This is a genomic window from Sphaerisporangium sp. NPDC005289 (genome assembly GCF_040607455.1).
GTDB classification, from domain to species: domain Bacteria; phylum Actinomycetota; class Actinomycetes; order Streptosporangiales; family Streptosporangiaceae; genus Sphaerisporangium; species Sphaerisporangium rhizosphaerae.
The window spans coordinates 224718-240265 of record NZ_JBEXGS010000006.1 but is presented as its reverse complement, the minus strand read 5'-3'; the positions used below and the strand labels follow the sequence as shown (position 1 = coordinate 240265).

Sequence of the window (15548 nt, the reverse complement as noted above, 5' to 3'; positions counted from 1 at the left end):
CGGGCGAAGCCGCCGGCACGTCCGGACGAGGGGCTGGAGCCTGAACGGAAGAGGAGCCGATGACCGACGGCCGTCATGAGCGCGCCGACGCCGCGCGCAACCGGCGCGCGATTCTGCGGGCGACCGAGGAACTGCTGACGCGCCGCCGGCCCGAGCAGATCACCATCGAGCAGGTGGCCGCCGCGGCCGGCGTCGGCAAGGGGACGGTGTTCCACCGGTTCGGCAACCGCATGGGCTTGATGGTGGCGCTGATGCAGGAACGCGCCCTGGCCTTGCGTGAGGCGGTGCAGAACGACCCGCCGCCCCTGGGGCCGGGGGCGCCGCCGCGCGAGCGGCTGCTCGCCTTCATGGACGCCGTCGTCGAAGTCGCCGGACGCAACAAGGGGCTGCTGGCCGCGCTCGGGCACGCGGTCAGCGCGACGCCGAAGCCGGAGGAGGCGCAGCGGCGAGAGGACCACCCGGTCTACCGGTTCTGGCACGGACACGTCAGCGCGCTGATCGCCGCGGAGCGGCCCGATCTGGACGCCGAGCTCCTGGCGCACCTGCTACTCGCCGGCCTGCACAGCGATCCGGTGCTGCAACTGCTGGAGAGGGGCGAGGCCGCGCGCCTGGCCGAGTCCCTGCGCGCCCTGGCCGACGGCTTGCTGCTCTCTCCCCCACGGCCCTGACCCGGCGGTGACCGGTCCCATGCCGCACATGGCGCCACGGTTCACCTCGTGCGTCGGCTGATGCCTTTTGGGCGTGCTCGAACGCCGAGGGAGGCGAGGGGGATCTCATGGGGTACGCCGGCCGGACCGGTGGGATTGCCGCGGCGGTGGCGCTGACACCCGCAGGCTTCGTTGGTGTCCTGCTCGGCCGATGGCGTCGAGGGCGGCGATCGCGCGCCCGACGTTCTCTGTCGGCCGGATGGTGCTCTTCAGATCGGTCTTTCGTCGATGGTTCGTGCGGTCGGGTTCAATTCGATGTCGTCGGATCGGGCTTTCTGATTTTCAGTCCCAGGTGGTGCCGGCGGCGCGGGAGTAACCGTCCCAGGTGGTGCCCGCGGTGCGCGAGTACGAGTCCCAGGTGGTGCCGGCGGAACGGGTGGCGGTGGCGGAGAAAACGGTGGCGGTCATTTCGAATCTCTTTTCTCTGAGTTGTTCTGTTCTGTCCTTGTGAGAACAACTCTCCGGCATTCCGCGCCCTCGGAACAGACGAAACGGCGACAGCAAGCTGCACGCCCCTGACCACTTCCTGCCACGGTTCGCACGCGACGGCTATGCGCGACATATTCCCAGGTCAGCGATGGTGTGAGGAGTGCCGGGCGGCGGCCGTGCGGGTGGCTTTCCGACGGGCGTGCCGCGGAGGCGGCGGCGGTCCGCTCGATAGGGCGGACCCGTCCGTCCACCACGGAGCCGGCCCGGCGGCCGGCCGCGGATCAGCGGGGCGTTCTCAGCCCCCGGAAGACGCCGGCCGCGCGGGCGTGACCGCCCCCGCGGCTTTCCTCGAAGCACGAATACGAATGCCACGCCATAGCAGGGAAACGGGACCGAACACCAAATCTCATTGGCGCCTTAAATGTGTGCCACGTCGGGAACGGGCTCCGCGGACATTCGCCTGACGACCGAGCGCCACATGACGAGTTGCAGCACGCCGAGGACCACGGCGAAGAGCATCAGGGTCCACATTCCGACCTGCTGGGCGACCGTGCCCGCCAGCCAGGGGAACACGGCTCCGCCCATGAGCGACACGCCGTTCGTGACCCCGATGACCGTGGGCACCAGGCGCGCGGCGGTCAGCCTCGGCACCATCGCCATGATCGTGGGGAAGATCGGCCCGAGGAAGAAGCCGAGCAGGACGAACCCGGCGGCGGCCACGGCGGGCACCGGCGCCAGCCAGGTCAGCACGGCGGACGCCGTGACGCCGGTCAGGCACGCGTAGAGCATGCCGGCGGGCCCGAGCCCGACGCGGGCGGCGGCGGGGCTGATGAGGAACCGGCCCAGCGTGAGGCCCAGCCAGTACCCGCTGATGGTGTACCCGGCCATCAGGCTCGGCTGCGCCTGCTCCTCGACGAGGTAGGTGAACCCCCAGTTGCCGACACCGAGCTCCAGGCCGACGTAGACGGCCAGGAGCGCGGACGCCAGCAGCACCGCGGGCGATCGCAGGGCACTGACCAGCAGCCCGCGCCCGCCCGGCTCCGCCCCTTGGGAAGCGGCCGAGCCGGTACCCGGGGCCTGGACGCCGCCGCCGGCGGCCGAGCCGGAATCCACGGCCTGGAAGCCGTGGGCGACCGCCGAGCCGGCATCCGCGACGTGGGGGCTCAGATCACCGTGTGTCTCATCACGTGGAGTCTCGTCACGAGCACTCCGGCCGCCGCGGGCCGGGACGTCGTCCCTGGGGTAGATCGCGAGGAAGCCGGCCAGCAGCGGCAGGGCGAGCAGGGCCAGCGCCAGCCACACGGCCGTCCACGGCGCAAGGGTGAGGATCCACGCGGCCAGCAGCGGCCCGAGCAGCGCTCCGACGCCGAAGAAGGCGTGCAGGCGGTTCAGCAGCGTCGTGGCCCTGGGCAGCCTGGTGAGGTAGGTGTTGAGCGCCGCCTCCAGGATGCCGATGCCGTATCCGGCGACCACCTGCACCGCCACGAGCGCCACGAACGGCGGGAGGGTCGCCGTGTACAGCGCGGCCAGCACGGACGCGCCGCAGCCCACGGCGAGGGTCATGCGGATGCCGAGACGCTGGATCAGCGCGCCGGCCGTGGTCCCGGCGAGCATGAAGCCGGCGGAGAAGGTGAAGAACGTGATCCCGATCGTGGCGTTGTCCACGCGGTAGTCGGCGATCTGCGATGGCAGCAGTACGCCCCCGACGCCGGCGCTGACGCCGACGTACACGAAGGCGACGTACGCCAGCACGACCGACGCTCGGCGCGTGCCGCGAGGCATGGCCACGAATCCCCCAGATGACAGCACTCGGCGCGGACAGCCCCGGACGACCGCGCAGGTCGCGGACGCGGTTGGTGCCATCGGCGGATGAATCGAGGCCACCAGGGGGGATGAAGCGGTGCAATGCTACCGAATCACCCCGGACAGGCACAGCACACCAAGGCGCCCTTCACCGGATGCCGGGGCGCTGACCCCTGCCTTCGCCGGAGGGGATTCTTCGCCCGCTCTCGGCGGTCTTTTCCGGCGCCGGATCGGCGAGAGGGGGACGGTGAATCCGGCGCCGTTGTACGGCGGGCGGCCCGGTACACGTCCGCGGTCACCGCACTCGGTGAGGCGCGGGAAGCCCTGGAGGCCCCGGAGAGCGGAGGGTGGCGTGTGGCCCGGCGAGCGGGTCAGCCGTCCTGGAGCGGATCCCGGAAAAGAACCTGGGAAATATCAGGATGAAAGGCCGGAGATCGCGGGAAATGTGCTGCGCTTTCGACATTTCCTCCGGCGACTCCGTCAGGCCCGCTAGGCGGAGGGTGACGATTCTGGTCGGCCGGTCGTGCTGTTCATCTCTCAGCGGGGCGTTCCGCCGTCTTGATCGGACGTTACTCGGTGGTCTGTGATTCTTATCTCGAACAAGGTTTCTCAGTCCCAGGTGGTGCCGGCGGCGCGGGAGTAACCGTCCCAGGTGGTGCCCGCGGTGCGCGAGTACGAGTCCCAGGTGGTGCCGGCGGAACGGGCGGCGGTGGCGGCGGAGAAAGCGGTGGAGGTCATTTCGTTTCTCTTTTCTGGAGGGCTTTCGTGTTCGTCCTTACACGAACAACTCTCCGCCATCGCAAGCCCCCGGAACAGACAATCCGACGGCAGCAAGCTGCACGCCCCTGACCGCTTCCTGCCACCGCGAGCACGTCGTGCCGACCTCGCGTGCTCACCGCCCAGGACACCGGCGGCACGCCGCCGAAGACCTCCATGGCACGCTCGCCACCCTCGGCCTGCGCGGCCGTGACCACACGGCGTCCAGGCAGGTGTGCCTCGGGCACAGGAGAAGAAGATGCCTGACGGAAGACGTGGAAAGACGCGGAAGAACGGAGAGAGACGAGGAGAGGCGGGAGGAGCCGGGTGTGTCGCCGGGCCGCGGTGCGGCGGTCCGTCCGGCGGGCCGGTGGACGCGCGAGGCGTCGGCCTGTCATCGGAGCTCGTCCCGGAGATCGGGGAATGTGCGGCGCGAATCGTCTTCGTCGTCCCGCCGATCCAATGGAATCGGTGATCGGGGACGGGGCCCTCACGGGCGGGTCGGTCTGTTATCTCTTTTCACTTGCGCCGGTTCCGGAGACGGATCTCCAGGAAGTATCGGCTTCCGGTCGCGAAACAATGGGATGGAATCCGCCGTGAGGATTTTCTCAGCCTAGTCCCAGGTGGTGCCGGCGGCGCGGGAGTAACCGTCCCAGGTGGTGCCCGCGGTGCGCGAGTACGAGTCCCAGGTGGTGCCGGCGGAACGGGTGACGGTGGCGGCGGAGAAAGCGGTGGCGGTCATTTCGTGTCTCTTTTCTGGAGGGCTTTTGTTCGTGTCCTTGCACAAACAACTCTCCGGCACGGCAAGCCCTCAGAACAGACAATTCGACGGCAGCAAGCTGCACGCCCCTGACCGCTTCCTGCCACCCTCCGCTCGTGCTTCCCCATGCCCGACGGCCAGACCACGCGAAGACACCGCCCCGCCCGGCCTCACCCCCGTCGCGACCTGGGGCAATGCACCACCACCCGGTCGGGTACATCATTACCAGGATTGTGCTGCGGCGTTCCGCGATAATGGCCGACGTGGATGAGGTCGAGGTCGTCGTCGCCCATGACGAGCGCGCGACCCTGCGCGTCGGCGGCGTGTTCCTGAAGATCGACGCCGATCAGACGCGCACCGACGTCGAGGTCGAGGCGATGGCCATGGCGCCGATCCCGACTCCGGAGGTCCTGTGGCGCAAGCCGCCCGTGCTCGCGCTCGCCGCCCTCCCCGGGAAGGCGCTCGGCCACCTCGGCGAGCCGTCGACCGCGTCGCCGGCGGCGTGGGCCGCGGCGGGTGCCGCCGCGCGGAAGCTGCACGACGCGCCACTGCCGCCATGGCCCGGCCGGAGCCTTGCCGAGATCGCGTCACGCCTCGACGGCGAATGCGAGTGGCTGGTCGCGAACGACGTCCTTCCCACCGGCCTGGTGACGCGCAACCGCCGGATCGCCGAGGCCGCGCTCCGGCCGTGGGCACCGGTGTTCACACACGGCGACCTGCAGGTCAGCCATGTGTTCGCCGACGGCGACGAGATCACCGGCGTGATCGACTGGTCCGAGGCGAGCCGGGGTGACGCCCTGTTCGACCTCGCCATCCTGACGCTCGGACACCACGAGCACCTTGGCGACGTCCTTGCCGGCTACGGCACCGACGTCGACCTCGACGTGATCCGCGCGTGGTGGTCGCTGCGAAGCCTGCTGGCGATCCGCTGGCTGACCGAACACGGCTTCGACCCATTCTCCCCAGGCTGCGAGGTAGACGTGCTGAGATCCCAGCCCTGAGACCGCCCGACCGCGAACGTCACCCTCGCCGACCTCTACGGCCCCGCCGCCTTTCTCTGACGACCCGCCCCACGGCAGGAAGGTCACGGCGCATCGGACGGACGCAGACTGTGCCTTATGACAGATGACGCCACCCGTGTCCTTCTCGATCGGTTCCTCAGCGCCGTACGGCCGTCTCTGCCGTTGGTCGCGTTATGGGCGCACGGGTCGCTGGGGGGCGGTGACTACCAGCCCGGACGCAGCGACCTGGACTTGATCGCCGTCGTCGCCCGGCCGTGCACGGCGGAGGAGGAAAGGGCTGTCAAGGAGGCGCATGAGCGCCTGGAGAGAGACCTGCCCCTCGCCGCGAAGCTGCACTGCAGCTATGTCGCCGTCCCTGAGGCGGCCGATCCGGGGCAGGACCATCTCACCTGGGCTCACCAGGAGCTGTTTCACCGCCCCGTCACGCCGGTGACCAGGCGCGAGCTGCACGAGTTCGGGCTGGTCATCCACGGTCCCACCCCGGCGTCGGTCCTGCCGCCGGTGACCGACGAGGAGCTGAAGGGCTTCATCGCCGGCGACCTGGCGGGCTACTGGCGTCCGTCCCTGGAGTTCCCCGAGGAGTACCAGGAGGACATCTGGGTCGATCTCAGCCTGCTGACCCTGGCCAGAGCGACGGTGACCCTGCGCGAGGGGCGCCTGATCACCAAGTGGGAGGCCTTGGACGTGCTCACCCGGCTCGGCGCCCCGGCCGAGGTCGTCGACGACATCAGGCGACGTCGCTACGAGACGCCCGCGCCCGCCCCGGCCTCCCCGGAATGGCGCACCCGCCGTGCCACCCTGACCCTCGACTACCTCGCCCCCGCCATCGACCGCACGGTGTCCGCACACGATTTCCGGCGCGGCCATCCCCAGCGCGAGCGGTAGAGGCGTACCACGGCGCCTTCGGTAGGGAGCTCGAGGGGCGGAGCCTCTCGATGGCGGCGGAGCCGCCTGGGAGACACGGCCCGAGCCGGAGCGCCCCCCGGGCGCGGAGGTGAGGGCCTTTGCCCGGGGGGTGGAGGGTGGTTACTTGGCGGCTTTGAGGTAGTCGCGGTTCATTTGGGCGATGGCGTCGAGGCTGATGCCCTTGGGGCAGACCGCGGTGCATTCGCCGGTGTTGGTGCAGCCGCCGAAGCCTTCGAGGTCCATCTGGTCGACCATCGCCACGACGCGGGAGTCGCGTTCTGGCTGCCCCTGCGGGAGCAGGCCGAGGTGGGTGATCTTGGCCGCGGTGAACAGCGAGGCCGAGCCGTTGGGGCAGGCGGCCACGCAGGCGCCGCAGCCGATGCAGGTGGCGGCGTCGAAGGCCGAGTCGGCGTCGTCCTTCTTCACCGGGACGCTGTGCGCGTCCGGCGCCGAGCCCGCGGGCACGGAGATGAAGCCGCCGGCCTGGATGATGCGGTCGAAGGAGCTCCGGTCGACGACCAGGTCCTTGACCACGGGGAACGGCGCGGCGCGCCACGGCTCGATTGTGACGGTGGCGCCGTCCTCGAAGTGGCGCATGTGGAGCTGGCAGGTGGTCGTGGCGCGCTGCTCGCCGTGGGCGACGCCGTTGATGACCATGCCGCACATGCCGCAGATGCCTTCGCGGCAGTCGTGGTCGAACGCGACGGGGTCGTCGCCTTCGAGGATGAGCCGCTCGTTGAGGACGTCCAGCATCTCCAGGAAGGACATGTCCGGCGACACGTCTGTGACCTGATAAGTCACCATCCGTCCGCTGTCGGCGGGGCCGTTCTGCCGCCAGACCTTCAGGGTGAGGTTCATGGTTCCGCTTACCGTTCCTCGGTCGCAGGGCGGGGCTCAGGACGCGTGACCGCGCTCACTTGTAGCTCCGCTGGGTCATCTTGACGTACTCGTAGTCGAGCTCTTCCTTGTGCAGCACCGGCGTGCCGCCGGCGCCGTACTCCCACGCCGCCACGTACGCGAAGCCCTCGTCGTCGCGCAGCGCCTCGCCGTCCTCGGTCTGCGACTCGGCGCGGAAGTGGCCGCCGCAGGACTCGGTGCGGTGCAGGGCGTCCAGGCACATCAGCTCGGCCAGGTCGAAGAAGTCGGCGACCCGCCCGGCCCGTTCCAGCGCCTGGTTGAGGCCCTCCCCCTCGCCGGGGACCTTGACGTTGTTCCAGAACTCCTCGCGCAGCTCAGGAATGCGCTCAAGGGCCTTGCGCAGGCTCTCCTCGGTGCGCTCCATGCCGCAGTAGTCCCACATGAGCTTGCCCAGCTCGCGGTGGTAGGAGTCGGCGGTGCGGGTGCCGTCGACCGACAGCAGACGGCCGATCTTGCCGGTGACCTGGCCGATCGCCTCGTCGACGTCGGCCTTGGCCACCTCGCCGAAGGGGCCGCCTGCCAGGTAGTCGCCGAGCGTGGTCGGCAGGACGAAGTAGCCGTCGGCGAGCCCCTGCATCAGCGCGGAGGCGCCGAGCCGGTTGGCGCCGTGGTCGGAGAAGTTGGCCTCGCCGATCACGAACAGGCCGGGGACGGTGGACTGCAGGTCGTAGTCCACCCACAGGCCGCCCATGGTGTAGTGGACGGCCGGGTAGATGCGCATGGGCCGGGTGTAGGGGTCCTCGCCGGTGATGCGCTCGTACATCTCGAAGAGGTTGCCGTACTTCTTCTCGACGGCCTCGCGGCCCAGCCGGCCGATCGCGTCGGCGAAGTCGAGGTACACGCCGAGCCCGCCCGGTCCGACGCCGCGGCCCTCGTCACAGACGTTCTTGGCGGCGCGGGAGGCGATGTCGCGCGGCACCAGGTTGCCGAAAGCGGGATAGATCCGCTCCAGGTAGTAGTCGCGCTCGTCTTCCGGGATGTCCCCCGGCGCCCGGTCGTCGCCCTTGCGCACCGGCACCCACACCCGGCCGTCGTTGCGCAGCGACTCCGACATGAGCGTCAGCTTGGACTGGTAGTCGCCGCTGACCGGGATGCAGGTGGGGTGGATCTGGGTGTAGCACGGGTTGCCGAAGTAGGCGCCGCGCCGGTGGGCCCGCCAGATCGCCGTGGTGTTGCAGCCCTTGGCGTTGGTGGACAGGAAGAACACGTTGCCGTACCCGCCGGTGGCCAGCACGACGGCGTCGGCGAGGTGGGTCTCGATCTCGCCGGTGACCAGGTCGCGGACGATGACGCCGCGGGCCCGGCCGTCGCTGACGACCAGGTCGAGCATCTCGTGGCGGGTGTGCATCTCGACGGTCCCGGCGGCGATCTGCCGCTCCAGCGCCTGGTAGGCGCCGAGCAGGAGCTGCTGGCCCGTCTGGCCCCGCGCGTAGAAGGTGCGCGACACCTGCGCGCCGCCGAAGGAGCGGGTGTCGAGCAGGCCGCCGTACTCGCGGGCGAACGGCACGCCCTGGGCGACCGCCTGGTCGATGATGTTCACGCTGACCTGGGCGAGCCGGTAGACGTTGGACTCGCGGGCGCGGAAGTCGCCGCCCTTGACGGTGTCGTAGAACAGCCGGTAGATCGAGTCGCCGTCGCCGCGGTAGTTCTTGGCCGCGTTGATCCCGCCCTGGGCGGCGATCGAGTGGGCGCGGCGGGGCGAGTCCTGGTAGCAGAACGACTTGACCTTGTACCCCAGCTCGCCGAGCGTCGCGGCGGCGGATCCGCCCGCAAGGCCGGTGCCGACGACGATTACCGTGAGCTTGCGCTTGTTGGCCGGGTTGACCAGTTTGGCGGAGAAGCGCCGCTTGTCCCAGCGGTCCTCGATGGGGCCTTCTGGGGCCTTGGTGTCACGGATCGGGTCGCCGATCGTGTAGTTCACTTGACTGCTCCGATCGTCACGGCGATGGGGACGGCGAGGAAGCCGAGGACCAGCACGGCGGCGAGCACGGCCGCGCCGGCGTTGAGCGGGTGCCGGCTGCGTCCGCCGGCCAGGCCCAGGGTCTGGAAGGCGCTCCACAGGCCGTGGCGCAGGTGCAGTCCGATCATGATCAGGGCGACGACGTAGAAGGCGGTCACCCACCAGCGCGAGGGGTCGAAGCCCGCGATCACGCGGTCGTACGGGGTGGCGGCGAAGCCCTTGGGGTTGACCACGCCGAAGGTCAGGTCGAGCAGGTGCCAGACGACGAACAGCACGATGATGACGCCGCCGTAGCGCATGGTGCGCACGACGTAGCCGCCGGCCTGCGACTTCCGCTTCGCCGCGTACTTGACCGGCCGCGCCTTGGCCGCGCGGCGGGCCAGCGAGACCGCCGCCCACATGTGCAGCACGACGGCGGCGGCGAGCACGATCTCGGTGAGGGTCAGCACGGTGCGGGCCGGCAGGGCCGGCTCGCCGACGGTGCGCAGCCACTCGGCGTAGGAGTTGAAGGTGTCCCTGCCGAGGAACAGCTTGGCGTTGCCGATCATGTGACCGATGAGGAAGAGCACCAGCACGGCGCCGCTGACGGCCATGACGGCCTTCTTGCCGTTGGACGAGCGCAGGAAGCCCTGCCGCCGCCCATGGCGCGCGCCGGGGCGCTTGGAGGACCTGGGGGGCGAGGTGCGCGGCGTCACCACAGCGGTGGCGGCGCCTCGGTCTATCGTCGATGTCACGTCTTCCGACGGTAGAGATGGGGCCTCCAGGCGTCCAAGTCATGAAACGCCTGGTCTCCATAGCCAGGCGCTATCCCCCATGGCTCGCCGGGCACGGTGGGTCCGGGCGCGCGGCGCCGATGCGAGCAATCTCACAGCGGGCGGGCCGACCTGGGAGATGTCGGAGCCGTCCCCGTACGCTGTGAGACGTGCAGCTACAGCAACTCGCGTCCTTCGTGGCTGTGGCCGAGACCTCGCACTTCACGCACGCGGCGGAGCGCATGCGCCTCGCCCAGCCCTCCCTCAGCAAGCAGATCAAGTCCCTGGAGGCCGACCTCGGGGCCGCCCTGTTCAGCCGCGCCCGGGGCAACGTGACGCTGACCCCGGCCGGCGAGGCGCTGCTGCCCCTGGCCCGCCGCATGCTGGCCGACGCCGACACCGCCCGCCGCGAGGTCGCCGAACTGGCCGGGCTGCGCCGCGGCCGGGTGCGCCTGGGGGCGACCCCGTCCCTGTGCGCCGGGCTGCTGGCCGACGCGCTGGCCCGCTTCCACGGCGACTATCCCGGCATCGACCTGCTGGTGGAGGAGGGCGGCTCGCGCGACCTGGTCCGCGACCTCGCCCGGGGCCAGCTCGACCTCGCGCTGATCATCCTGCCGCTGCAGAGCAGCGACCCGTCCCTGGTGACGCAGGAGATCCTCAAGGAGAACCTCGTCGTCGCCTCTCCGTCCGGCTCCACGGGCCGCAGGGCCTACGTCCGCATCGAGGAGCTGCGCGGCCGTCCGCTGGTGATGTTCCGGCGCGGCTACGACCTTCGAGAGGCGACCCTGAACGCCTGCCGCCAGGCGGGGTTCGAGCCGCGGTTCGCCGTCGAGGGCGGCGAGATGGACGCCGTGCTGCGCTTCGTGGAGGCCGGGCTGGGCGTCGCCGTGGTGCCTTCGATGGTGCTGGACGGGCGTCCGGGCCTGACCGGCACCCCGCTCGCGCCGCCGGGGCTCGGCCGCACGATAGCGCTCGCTCACCGCAAAGACGTCGAACCGACCCGGGCGGCTCAGGCCTTCCGCGCTACGCTGCTCTCTTATCTGTCGCAAGCCGCGGAGGAGGGGTCGCTGCCGCAGGGCGTGGTGCTCGCCGAGCTGCCGGCCGTGTAACGCGTGGGGGTTACAGATCGGTACGTGCACGGCGTTTCATTTCCTATTCGGACCCCCAAGTCAGGGTTTTTCACTTCCATGCGTCAGAACGTCTTTCGCTATATGGTGCAGGGCAACAGGCAAGGTCAGTCATCACGTCACAAGAGGAAGCAGTGACCGCGCTCTCGCCCGGCACGCCGGCGGCGCCCCACGAGATGCAGACGATCCTCCTCATCGAGGACGACGCGGGAGACGCGTTCCTCGTCGAGGAGCTGCTCGCCGGTGCGGCGACGCCTCCTAAGATCATTTGGGCGCGCAGCCTCGCCGAGAGCCGCGACCGGCTCACCGACGAGGTCCAGTGCGTGGTGGTCGACCTGTCGCTGCCCGACGCCACCGGCCTCGAGGCCCTCCGCCAGGTGATCACGATGGCACCGGACACCGCCGTGCTGGTGCTCACCGGGCTCAACGACGCCCACGTCGGCGTCGAGGCCGTCGCCGTGGGCGCGCAGGACTACCTGGTCAAGCAGGACGTCGACGAGCGCCTGCTGGCCCGCGCCATCAGCTACGCCATCGAGCGCAAGCGCGCCGACCTCGCACAGCGCAAGCTCGCCGACGCCCAGCACCTCAGCCGCGAGAACGCCCGCCTGGAGCACGGCCTGCTGCCCGTCCCCATGCTCAAGCCCGAGCTGGCGCGTGACGGGCTGCAACACCAGGCCCGCTACCTGCCCGGACGCCGCCAGGCCCTGCTGGCGGGCGACTTCTGGGACACCGTCCAGACCCCCGACGGGGCGGTGCACGTGGTCATCGGAGACGTGTGCGGCCACGGTCCGGACGAGGCGGCGCTCGGCGTCGCGCTGCGCATCGCCTGGCGCACGCTCGTGCTGGCCGGCCACACGGGCACCGAGTTGCTGACGACCCTGGAAGCCGTCCTGCGCAACGAACGCAAGTCCCCTGAGATCTTCACCACCATGTGCACGGTCACCATCGACCCCGGCCTGCGCACCGCCAAGCTCCACGTCGTCGGACACCCGCCCCCCGTGTGGGTGCGCGGCGGGGTCGACGGCGGCGTCCTCGACGTCGTGCCCGACACACCCTCCGGTCCTCCGCTCGGCATCTTCACCGACGTCGACTGGGCCACGATCGACCTCGACCTCGGCGACGACTGGTCGATGCTGCTCTACACCGACGGCCTGATCGAGGCGACGGTGGGCGGCGGGCCCGACCTGCTCGGCACCGAGGGGCTCATCCGCCTCATCCGCGAGCAGGGCGAGATCGACCTCGACCGCATCATCACCTCGGTCCAGGAGATGCACAGGGACGCGCTCAGCGACGATCTGGCGGCCGTGCTGGTCGGCCGCAGGCCCCCGCCATGACCGACCTGGCGCCCCTCCCCGCCCCCGCACCGCCGAGCGGGGTCGGGCGCCTGCCCCTCGGGCGGTGGTTCGCCATAACCGGGATGCTCGTGGCGCTGGCCTTCGCCCTCGGGTCCGCCGTCACGGTCATGACCGTCGAGCGCCTGCGGGTCGCCCGCGTGTCGGTCGTCGACGTGATCGACCCGGCCGTCCTGCACACCCTGGAGATCTCCACGGCCCTGTCGACGCAGGAGAGCTCCATCCGCGCCTTCGGGCGCACCAACGAAGAGCAGTACCTGCGCGACTACCGGCAGGGTCTGCAGGCCGAGGCGGCCGCCACCGCCCGGCTCGCCGCCCTGGTGACCCGCATGGCCGACCCGGGTGTCCGCGCCGGCTTCGACCGGCTCACCGTCGCCTCGGCCGCGTGGCGGCGCGACTACGCCGACGTCGTCATCGCCAAGGTGCCCACGCTGAAGACCGGCACCGCGACCACCTACGCCGCCGTCAACACCCTGCGCTTCGGCGCCGTGCGCGCGGCCCTGTCGGCGCAGCAGGACCGTCTCGGCGACCTGCACGACGTCGGCAGCGCGCGCATCGAGGCGGGCTGGAAGACCTTCTACCTCGTGCTCCTCGTGATAGGCCTGGTCTTCGTCGGCGCGGCGGTGGCCTTCACGCTCATCGTCCGGTACATCGTGCTGCGGCCGATCTCCCAGCTCACCCACCAGGTGCGGGCGGTGGCGCAGGGCGACTTCGAGCACCAGCTCCAGGTGCGCCGGCCGGCCGAGCTGGCCGAGCTGTCGGGCCGCGTGGACGCCATGCGCGGGCGCATGCTGCGCGAGTGGCGCCGCGCCGCCGAGGCCCAGCGGCTGCTGTCGGACCAGGCGGCCGAGCTGCGCCGCTCCAACGCCGAGCTGGAGCAGTTCGCCTACGTGGCCAGCCACGACCTTCAGGAGCCGCTGCGCAAGGTGGCGAGCTTCACCCAGATGCTGGAGCAGCGGTACGGCCACCAGCTCGACGAGCGGGCCAAGCAGTACGTCACCTTCGCCGTCGACGGCGCCAAGCGTATGCAACTCCTCATCAACGATCTGCTGAACCTTTCCCGTGTGGGCCGGGTGGGCGGCGAGAAGGCCCCGACGGACATGGAGAAGGTGCTGGACACCGCCGTGGGCAACGTCTCGGCGAAGATCGAGGACACCGACGCCGTCGTCACGCACGACCCGATGCCCACGGTGTTCGGGGATCGCGTGCTGCTCACCCAGCTCCTGCAGAACCTCATTGGCAATGCCTTGAAGTTCCGTTCGGAACGGACGCCGCACATCCACATCTCCGCCCGGCAGGAGGGTGACATGTGGGAGTTCGCCTGCGCGGACAACGGCATAGGCATCGACAGCAAGTACGCTGATCGGATCTTCCTGATATTTCAGCGCTTGCACCCACGGGACGTGTATCCCGGAACCGGCATCGGCCTGGCACTGTGCAGGAAGATCGTCGAGTACCACGGCGGCAAGATCTGGCTGGACGAGCCAGACCCCGGCAACCCCGGCACCACGTTCCGCTGGACCCTGCCCGCGATCACTGGAGATCAGCATGGATGACTACCGCTTCATCGACGTCCTGCTCGTCGAGGACGACCCTGGAGACGTCCTGCTGACCAAGGAGGCGTTCGAGCACAACAAGGTGCAGAACAAGCTGCACGTCGTCAGCGACGGCGAGCAGGCCATGGCCTTCCTGCGCCAGGAGGACCCCTACTTCGACGCGCCGCGGCCCGACCTGATCCTCCTCGACCTCAACCTGCCCCGCAAGGACGGCAGAGAGGTGCTGGAGGACATCAAGGCCGACGCCGCCCTGCGGAGCATCCCCGTGGTGGTGCTCACGACCTCCGAGGCCGAGGAGGACATCCTGCGCAGTTACCACCTGCACGCCAACGCCTACGTGGCCAAGCCGGTCGACTTCGACCAGTTCATCAAAGTGGTCCGTCAGATCGACGATTTCTTCGTGTCGGTCGTGAAACTGCCAAAGAACGGTCAACGTCTGTAGGCCCTGACACGGGGGTGACAGGGACGTGACAGGAATCACACGAGGTCGGCCGAAAAAGTGAGTGACCCTTCTCACACGCGGGGTACCCAGGGTCGTAACGTAGAGCCCCACCGGCCCGCGCGCGGCTGTGCGACCGGCGCGAACCACGACGCGCGCGGCATCCAGCCCTACGTGAAAGCCTCGGACCCTCACCTTTGACACCAGAGGGGTCCGCGGGAGGTGGAGAGTTCTCCGATGACCCAGACAACGGCCGGCCGGCCGATCAACGAACCGGGGCAGAGGAAGCAGCGGGCCCAGATCACGGCCCGCACCCTGCGCACGGACCGATGGTGGCTCGCACCGGCCATCACCTTCGCGGCGCTCGCGTCATTCCTCGTCTACGGCTTTTGGGCGATCTTCGATAAAAGTTACTTCATCGAGCCCTACATCGCCCCTTTCTCGTCGCCCTGCCTCGCGACCTCCTGCCCTGAGGGCGCGCGGTTCCTCGGGCTCGCGCCGTTCGGCGACTGGTGGACGCTGCCGCCCGGCATTCTGATCCTCGGCCTGCCGGCCGGTTTCCGTCTCACCTGTTACTACTACCGCAAGGGTTACTACCGCGCGTTCTGGCTCTCGCCGCCCGCCTGCTCGGTGGCCGAGCCGCACAAGAAGTACACCGGTGAGACCCGCCTTCCGCTGATCCTGCAGAACATCCACCGGTACTTCTTCTACGGCGCGATCCTCATCGCCCTGGTGCTCACCTGGGACGCGGTGCTGGCCCTGCGGGACGAGAACGGCAACTGGGGCCATGTGGGCCTCGGCACGGTCATCCTGTGGGTCAACGTGGTGCTGATCTGGTCGTACACCTTGAGCTGCCACTCCTGCCGGCACATCACGGCCGGGCGACTCAACCACTTCTCCAAGCACCCGGTGCGCTACAAGATGTGGACCTTCGTCTCCAAGCTGAACCGGCGGCACATGCTTCTGGCCTGGCTCTCCATGTACTCGGTCATGATCGCCGACCTCTACGTGCGGCTCGTCGCCAAGGGCATCGTCAACTTCCCGTTCGCGTAAGGAACACC

The 15548-nt window shown here is 69.7% G+C and carries 15 protein-coding genes; 8 read left to right on the top strand and 7 right to left on the bottom strand.

What is annotated here, in order from left to right; translation table 11 throughout:
• Positions 1-59: 59 nt before the first annotated feature.
• Positions 60-668, top strand: a complete 609-nt coding sequence (locus ABZT47_RS13540; protein ID WP_354840284.1) for a TetR/AcrR family transcriptional regulator — start codon at positions 60-62, stop codon at positions 666-668.
• A gap of 321 nt (positions 669-989) precedes the next feature.
• Here the strand turns inward: ABZT47_RS13540 and ABZT47_RS13535 are convergent, their stop codons facing one another.
• The 4 genes from ABZT47_RS13535 to ABZT47_RS13520 form a co-directional block, all read right to left on the bottom strand.
• A complete protein-coding gene (locus ABZT47_RS13535) occupies positions 990-1115 on the bottom strand; it encodes a hypothetical protein (protein ID WP_354840281.1) in 126 nt (41 codons plus the stop codon).
• Positions 1116-1553: 438 nt separating this feature from the next.
• Positions 1554-2918 carry an MFS transporter gene (locus ABZT47_RS13530; protein WP_354840278.1) on the bottom strand — a complete coding sequence of 455 codons (1365 nt, stop codon included), beginning with the start codon at positions 2916-2918 and terminating at the stop codon, positions 1554-1556.
• Between the two features lie 630 nt (positions 2919-3548).
• Positions 3549-3677: a hypothetical protein gene (locus ABZT47_RS13525; protein ID WP_354840275.1), complete on the bottom strand. Its 129-nt coding sequence runs from the start codon at positions 3675-3677 to the stop codon at positions 3549-3551.
• Between the two features lie 631 nt (positions 3678-4308).
• A complete protein-coding gene (locus ABZT47_RS13520; RefSeq protein WP_354840273.1) occupies positions 4309-4437 on the bottom strand; it encodes a hypothetical protein in 129 nt (42 codons plus the stop codon).
• Between the two features lie 281 nt (positions 4438-4718).
• Here ABZT47_RS13520 and ABZT47_RS13515 point away from each other — a divergent pair, with 281 nt between their 5' ends.
• Together ABZT47_RS13515 and ABZT47_RS13510 are read left to right on the top strand one after the other, a co-directional pair.
• Positions 4719-5456 carry a phosphotransferase gene (locus ABZT47_RS13515; RefSeq protein ID WP_354840270.1) on the top strand — a complete coding sequence of 246 codons (738 nt, stop codon included), beginning with the start codon at positions 4719-4721 and terminating at the stop codon, positions 5454-5456.
• 117 nt (positions 5457-5573) lie between these two features.
• Entirely contained in the window at positions 5574-6362 is a 789-nt protein-coding gene (locus tag ABZT47_RS13510; RefSeq protein ID WP_354840267.1) for a nucleotidyltransferase, read from the top strand.
• A 141-nt stretch (positions 6363-6503) separates the two neighbouring features.
• Here ABZT47_RS13510 and ABZT47_RS13505 read toward each other — a convergent pair whose 3' ends face one another.
• Genes ABZT47_RS13505 through ABZT47_RS13495 form a run of 3 tightly spaced genes read right to left on the bottom strand, consistent with a single transcriptional unit; the run spans position 6504 to position 9995 of the window.
• Positions 6504-7241, bottom strand: coding sequence for a succinate dehydrogenase/fumarate reductase iron-sulfur subunit (locus tag ABZT47_RS13505; RefSeq protein ID WP_354840264.1), 738 nt, complete (start codon positions 7239-7241; stop codon positions 6504-6506).
• Positions 7242-7296: 55 nt separating this feature from the next.
• Positions 7297-9222, bottom strand: coding sequence for a fumarate reductase/succinate dehydrogenase flavoprotein subunit (locus ABZT47_RS13500; protein ID WP_354840261.1), 1926 nt, complete (start codon positions 9220-9222; stop codon positions 7297-7299).
• Positions 9219-9995: a succinate dehydrogenase cytochrome b subunit gene (locus tag ABZT47_RS13495; protein ID WP_354840259.1), complete on the bottom strand. Its 777-nt coding sequence runs from the start codon at positions 9993-9995 to the stop codon at positions 9219-9221. The genes ABZT47_RS13500 and ABZT47_RS13495 overlap by 4 nt, the downstream gene beginning before the upstream one ends.
• 188 nt (positions 9996-10183) lie before the next feature.
• On the opposite strand from ABZT47_RS13495, the gene ABZT47_RS13490 reads away from it, so the two are divergent.
• The 5 genes from ABZT47_RS13490 to ABZT47_RS13470 all read left to right on the top strand — a co-directional run bounded on the left by ABZT47_RS13490 (position 10184) and on the right by ABZT47_RS13470 (position 15540).
• Positions 10184-11122, top strand: coding sequence for a LysR substrate-binding domain-containing protein (locus tag ABZT47_RS13490; protein ID WP_354840256.1), 939 nt, complete (start codon positions 10184-10186; stop codon positions 11120-11122).
• A gap of 152 nt (positions 11123-11274) precedes the next feature.
• A complete protein-coding gene (locus ABZT47_RS13485; RefSeq protein ID WP_354840253.1) occupies positions 11275-12474 on the top strand; it encodes a SpoIIE family protein phosphatase in 1200 nt (399 codons plus the stop codon).
• Entirely contained in the window at positions 12471-14048 is a 1578-nt protein-coding gene (locus tag ABZT47_RS13480) for an ATP-binding protein (protein ID WP_354840251.1), read from the top strand. The genes ABZT47_RS13485 and ABZT47_RS13480 overlap by 4 nt, the downstream gene beginning before the upstream one ends.
• Entirely contained in the window at positions 14041-14490 is a 450-nt protein-coding gene (locus tag ABZT47_RS13475; RefSeq protein WP_354840248.1) for a response regulator, read from the top strand. The genes ABZT47_RS13480 and ABZT47_RS13475 overlap by 8 nt, the downstream gene beginning before the upstream one ends.
• Before the next feature lie 234 nt (positions 14491-14724).
• Positions 14725-15540 carry a hypothetical protein gene (locus ABZT47_RS13470; protein WP_354840245.1) on the top strand — a complete coding sequence of 272 codons (816 nt, stop codon included), beginning with the start codon at positions 14725-14727 and terminating at the stop codon, positions 15538-15540.
• The last annotated feature ends 8 nt before the right edge of the window (positions 15541-15548 follow it).

Coding starts and splice junctions, on each gene's coding strand:
- ABZT47_RS13530 (WP_354840278.1), bottom strand. CDS start 2,918: ATGCCTCGCGGCACGCGCCGAGCGTCGGTCGTGCTGGCGTACGTCGCC.
- ABZT47_RS13470 (WP_354840245.1), top strand. CDS start 14,725: ATGACCCAGACAACGGCCGGCCGGCCGATCAACGAACCGGGGCAGAGG.
- ABZT47_RS13535 (WP_354840281.1), bottom strand. CDS start 1,115: ATGACCGCCACCGTTTTCTCCGCCACCGCCACCCGTTCCGCCGGCACC.
- ABZT47_RS13520 (WP_354840273.1), bottom strand. CDS start 4,437: ATGACCGCCACCGCTTTCTCCGCCGCCACCGTCACCCGTTCCGCCGGC.
- ABZT47_RS13480 (WP_354840251.1), top strand. CDS start 12,471: ATGACCGACCTGGCGCCCCTCCCCGCCCCCGCACCGCCGAGCGGGGTC.
- ABZT47_RS13505 (WP_354840264.1), bottom strand. CDS start 7,241: ATGAACCTCACCCTGAAGGTCTGGCGGCAGAACGGCCCCGCCGACAGC.
- ABZT47_RS13540 (WP_354840284.1), top strand. CDS start 60: ATGACCGACGGCCGTCATGAGCGCGCCGACGCCGCGCGCAACCGGCGC.
- ABZT47_RS13510 (WP_354840267.1), top strand. CDS start 5,574: ATGACAGATGACGCCACCCGTGTCCTTCTCGATCGGTTCCTCAGCGCC.
- ABZT47_RS13475 (WP_354840248.1), top strand. CDS start 14,041: ATGGATGACTACCGCTTCATCGACGTCCTGCTCGTCGAGGACGACCCT.
- ABZT47_RS13525 (WP_354840275.1), bottom strand. CDS start 3,677: ATGACCTCCACCGCTTTCTCCGCCGCCACCGCCGCCCGTTCCGCCGGC.